Here is a 5,697-nt window from a genome sequence, read left to right on the forward strand (position 1 = left end):
GCGTTCCGCCGGTGAAAGCGAAGCTGCTTTCCGGTATGCGGACGAAATCCGTTCCATCATTAACCAGCATTATCCCGATCAGCAGACGTATTTAATCGGCGTAACCACTGCCACGCAGGATATTAAGCAGACGCTTACCACGGATTACAGCTTTGTCAATGTTATTTCGCTGCTTGGCGTTGCACTGGTAGTTGCCATTACATACAAAGCGCTGCTGCTGCCGCTGGTTGTACTGATTCCAATCGAAGCCGCCGTTTATATGAACACCGCGCTCCCCTATATTTACGGACAGCGCACCCTGTTCCTCGGCTTCATCATCGTATCCTGCGTACAGCTTGGCGCAACCATCGACTATTCCATTTTGCTCACAGGCAACTATCTGGATGCCCGGGCACAGGGTGACAAGAAAGAGGCTGCAATCCGCGCGGTAACCGCAAGCGCGCAGTCTGTACTCACCTCAGGTACCATTCTGACTACCGTTGCTTATTCTCTCTATTTTCTGTCATCGGTTGATGCAGTCGGCGGTCTCGGTCAGCTCATTGGGCGCGGCGCGTTAATGAGCATGGCGCTTGTACTGTTTATGCTGCCTACCTGCCTGACAATTTTCGACCGCTGGATTGTAAAACCCGATTATGCAGCCAAGAAGCATGCAAAGATGAACCGCATCCGCGCGACCAAGCTTGTGCTGCCCCGACTGAGCGCGCTGCATCAGCAGCGGGTACACCTCCATGAGCAGATACGCGAAAACCGCCGCGCACTCCACCGCGAGGTAAAGGACAAGTGGAAAACCATGCTGCATATAGGCGGTAAACAAAAGCAAAACGACCAGACAGCATCCGATTCGACCGTCGATAAGGAGGAAAATGAACATGAAAGCAAATAAAATCCGCCGTCTGACGGCCTGCGTGCTGCTGGGTGCGCTGCTTCTGCCGCAGACTGCGTTCGCTGCCGCACCGGAAACCGAAACCGATGAGGCGGTATATGTCAATCTGGATTACTACGGTCAGCCAGAGACGACCCGTATTGTAAAAGGCGTCAGTCTGAACGGCCACACAGAGTTTACAGACTATGGCGACTATACCAATGTGTATAATATGTCCACCTATGACGAACCCGTTCTCGGTGATGGCAGCGTAGACTGGAGCCTTGCGGACAACGATTTGCAGCGCTTCTATTATGAGTGTATCCCCAACGGCGCAGAACCGCTGCAAATGCCGTGGAATTTCGATGTCTCCTACAAACTCAACGGCGTGCCGGTTGAAGCAGAAAAGTGTGCCGGCGCGAGCGGTCTGGTCGAAATTACCATCCATGCCGTTCCAAACAGCCTTGCCAGCGAATATTACAAAAACAACATGATGCTGATCTGCGCCACCGGCATTGATATGTCCAAAGAACTCTCTATTGAGGCGCCCGGCGCGCAGATTCAGTCAATGGGCTCGTACAAATTTGTGGTTTTCATGGGACTGCCTGGCGAAGAAAATACCTTCACGGCACGCATCGGCTCCAACTGTTTTGAAAGCATGGGCCTGATCATGTTCATGGCGCCCGCTACGCTGTCCTCCCTCGATATTCTTTCCGATATGCGCAGCATTAAAGACCGCATCGGTGATTCTGGGGACAGCCTGTACGAAGGGCTGAGCGACATGCTTTCCACCATGCAATCCATGAAAAACGGCCTCAATGTGCTGTCCGGCGGCATTGCCGGTATCAATGATGTGCGCCGCCAGTTGATTGCCGACCGCGGCACCATCGATCCCGCAACAGATGCGGCGCTTGACGCATTGGAGGAACTGGCCGGAAAATCCGATTCTCTGATTCCCGAACTCGAGTCAACCAAAACTACGCTCACCACACTCAACGCCACCGTAAACAGCATGCTCGGCACGCTCACAGACTCCTCGGAGGATGTAACAGAATATCAGAAACTGCTGCGCGACCTCAAAACTTCCCTCGGCAATCTGGATGATCTGCTGGACGACCTTTCGGACGAAACCAGCGCAGACTGGCTGTACCTGAGCGAGCTGCGCCGCGCCTTCTCCGACCTGTCCAACGATTCCGGCAATCTGAGCAGCGCCATCAGCAGGCTTCGTGCTGCGCTCGGCGCATTGTCCGGTTTTGCTCCGGCATTAATTGAAAACACACTGGATCAGCTCGTCTCTGCCGGCATCATCTCAGAAGAGCAGCGGGATGCCATTCTGGAGCAGTTGGATGACCTGCAGGGGCATACCGGCATACTTGCCGGCGAACTGGATAAAATCCTCAAACATCTGGAATCCGTGGCGGATAATTTGCAGGATCTGCTGTCCACGACGGAAAGCATTATCAGCAATCTGGAGGATATCAACGACGTGCTGGACGACTATGACGGTCTTGCGCAGGATTTCACCAGCGAAGGACAGCAGTTTGCCAAGCTGGCGGATCAGACGCTCGAACGTGTCAATAAGCTGCTGGCAGATATCCCCTCCCTTTCCGAATCGCTTGATTCCCTGACCACGGACGCCACATCGGCCGCAGACAAGAGCAAAGAGCTGATGACATCACTTGCCAATTCGCTGACCTCCGCCAGCGGCCTTTTGAACGCCGTGCAGCAGTCGCTGCGCTCTGTACGGGACAAATCGGACGCCAGCCTGCAGGCTTCGCTGGACGGACTGCTTGACGTACTGCAAAAGGCCACCGCTTCCAACAGTTCCGGCAGCATGCAAAACGCAACCGATTCCATTCATCAGGCGCTTGACGACGCGGAAAAGGATTTGGAAGAGGATACCAACATGCTCAATCTCGACTCGTCCGCCGAATTGCAGTCTGTCACCAGCGAGCGCAACCCTTCGCCCGCCAGTCTGCAATTTATCCTCCGAACCCGTGAAATTTCAGCAGATGATTCCGAAGAGGATGACTTCACCGCAGCTGCGGCCGAAGACGAGGGCGTGTTAGCCCGCATCGGGAATATTTTCAAAAAACTATTTTCTGCAATTTACAGCGTCTTTGCCTCTGAAGAATAAAATAAAGCGCCGCGTTCATCAGAACGCGGCGCTTCTCATATACTGATTCAGGCTCTATTCAGCGCCTCAATCGGCTCAATATACTTTTGCTGATAATACTTCAGTTTTTCACTGTATTGGCTGGTAGAGCGATACCCCTCACGCGCATAGGCATGCGTATCAAATTCCTGCGCGCCTTCGCTCAGCTGGATGGTATAAATCGCAATATTGGAGCAGTGGTCGCTGATCTTTTCCAAATCATGCACGATATCCAGGAAAGGAATGCCCGTCTGCATCGTACATTCATTGTTGCTCAACCGCTTCAAATGGCGGGTTTTCAGGCGCTCTTTCAGTGTATCCACAATCTCTTCCAGCGGCTCTACTGTGCGCGCCACCGAAACCGAGCTGGTCACATAGCCCTCTACCGTCAGCTCCAGCACCTCTGCAACAGCCATGCACATGGTCCGCAGCTCCTGCGAAGCCGGAGAGGAGAAGGATAGGTCTGCCTGCCGCAGTTCTTCCGTTCTCTCAAAAATATTCTGTGCATAGTCGCCGATTTTTTCAAAGTCAGACAGCGCATGCATCATCTCTGCGGATTGTCTGCGCTGCTCCAAAGAACGAATATTATGCATATTCGTCAAATAACGCGCAATTTCCACCTCTGCCTGGTCCAAAAAGGACTCATTTTTGCTGAACAGCTCTTCGTCTACTTTCATAGTAAGATCAAACAGCGGTTCCGTAGCCAAATGAAGATTTTGCTTGGCCACATCGCCCATATCCGCTACGCAGCGCTGCGCCTGGCTGAGCGCCAGCGCCGGCGTCTTCAGGAAACGCGGCTCCAGACGCGCCAGCGGGTCATCCTGATGCTCGCCTTCCGGCACACTGCGCTCGGCCATACGAACCAGCAGGCCGGTAAACGGCAGGAACACCAGCGTACAGGTGACATTGAACAGGCTGTGGAAATTCGCAATACCGCCCTTGTCAATCGGGTCCAGCCAGAACGGAAAACCAACGGTATATTGCAGGGCATAAATGCCGACAAGGAACACAATGGAACCAATCAGATTAAAATAGAAGTGTACCATCGCCGTGCGGCGCGCATTTTTGGAGCCGCCCAGCGAAGACAGGAACGCTGTAATACAGGTGCCGATGTTTTGGCCCAAAATGATTGGCACCGCCGCCGCATAGGTAATCGCGCCAGTCGTAGACAGGGCTTGCAGAATACCAACAGAGGCCGAGGAAGACTGAATAATCGCGGTAACGCCTGTACCAACCAGCACACCCAGCACCGGATTGGAAATTGCTGCAAAGAGCTGCGCAAACTGCGGCAGTTCAGCCAGCGGCGCAACCGAACTTTCCATCACCGACATACCGATGAACAAAATACCAAAACCGCTGAAAATATCCGCAACATCGCGCGTACGGCGTTTTTTGGCAACCATCATAAGGATAACGCCGACCAGTACAATAAAATACGCAAGATTTTTGGGCTTGAGCATCTGCATAAAAATATTTTCGCCCACTGCCGCGCCGCTGTCCAGACGAAGAATCTGCGCGGTAATCGTCGTACCGATATTTGCGCCCAAAATAACGCCTACCGACTGTTTCAGCGTCATGATGCCGGCATTTACAAAGCCTACCACCATAACCGTCGTCGCTGAGGACGACTGAATGACCATTGTGACAACCAGGCCCATCAGCAGCGCTGAAAAGATGTTGCCCGTCATTTTTTCCAGTGTTTTTTCCAGTTTGGACCCAGCAGCGCGCTCCAAACCCTTTCCCATTGTCGTCATGCCATAGATAAAAAGCGCCAGCCCACCGGCAAGCTGCATGATCGACAGAACATTAAAGTCCATGTGAATCCTCCGTTTCACACACATTTTACATCTCTTTATTTTAATCCATACACGAGTAGTATAGCTCAATTTATCGAAGTCTGTCAACGAAAAAACGGAAGGAGGAAAAAGCCTGTGCAATCTCCACTAATTCTAATTTCCACCAATCGAAATATCGGCAATTTATCTATATCCAGACAACAGTCCGAACTATACGGCGCTTGCCTGGAGGAGGCCGGCGGTACCGGCGTCTTATATACCCGCGGCAGTGCGCAGCGCTTGGCCGCACATTGCGATGCGCTTCTGCTTGCAGGCGGCGGCGATCTGCATCCCGCCCTATACGGGCAGGCGCAGACAACAGAAAGCCGGATTTCCATTGATACCACACGCGATGCCGAAGAGCAGGCGCTGTTTGAAGCATTTTTCCGCCGGCGCAAGCCTATTCTGGGCATTTGCCGTGGCATTCAGGCCCTGAATGTTTTCCTCGGCGGCACGCTGCGGCAGCATATCAGCGGACACATGCATTGCTGCCATGCGGTTTCATGCGGCGAATCGCTGCAGCCGCTCATCGGAAGCGCCCCAAAGGTCAACAGCTACCACCACCAGACAGTGGATTGCATCGCACCTGACCTGTCTGCTGCCGCCTGCGCGCCAGACGGCACCGTTGAGGCGCTGATCCATGTTTCCGCTCCCATTCTCGGTGTGCAGTGGCATCCCGAACGCATGGTGCCGCCGCACTGCGACGATGTAGAGGGTGAAAATCACCTTTCTCTGTTCCAATGGCTGATAGAACGGTGCTAAATCATTTCATAACACAAAAAGACCGCCTGACGGCGGTCTTTTTGTGTTCGCTTATCGATTCAGTCTGCCACATTTTCATCAAT

General features: G+C 53.0%; 4 protein-coding genes. 3 read left to right on the forward strand and 1 reads right to left on the reverse strand.

Features of this window, described 5'->3' with window-relative positions; translation table 11 throughout:
* The coding region (locus tag ACOYIE_RS08705; protein ID WP_433412371.1) for an MMPL family transporter at window positions 1-883 on the forward strand (883 nt) is incomplete at its 5' end.
* Window positions 870-2,999, forward strand: a complete 2,130-nt coding sequence (locus ACOYIE_RS08710) for a hypothetical protein (RefSeq protein ID WP_433412373.1) — start codon at window positions 870-872, stop codon at window positions 2,997-2,999. The genes ACOYIE_RS08705 and ACOYIE_RS08710, both read left to right, overlap by 14 nt.
* 47 nt (window positions 3,000-3,046) lie before the next feature.
* Here the strand turns inward: ACOYIE_RS08710 and ACOYIE_RS08715 are convergent, their stop codons facing one another.
* Window positions 3,047-4,834, reverse strand: a complete 1,788-nt coding sequence (locus ACOYIE_RS08715; protein WP_433412375.1) for a Na/Pi cotransporter family protein — start codon at window positions 4,832-4,834, stop codon at window positions 3,047-3,049.
* 114 nt (window positions 4,835-4,948) lie between these two features.
* On the opposite strand from ACOYIE_RS08715, the gene ACOYIE_RS08720 reads away from it, so the two are divergent.
* The gene (locus tag ACOYIE_RS08720) at window positions 4,949-5,614 is read left to right on the forward strand and encodes a gamma-glutamyl-gamma-aminobutyrate hydrolase family protein (RefSeq protein WP_433412377.1); all 666 of its coding nucleotides are present in this window, start codon (window positions 4,949-4,951) and stop codon (window positions 5,612-5,614) included.
* Window positions 5,615-5,697: the final 83 nt, after the last annotated feature.

It is taken from the genome of Agathobaculum sp. (genome assembly GCF_050946325.1).
In the GTDB taxonomy this organism is placed as follows: Bacteria; Bacillota; Clostridia; order Oscillospirales; family Butyricicoccaceae; genus Agathobaculum.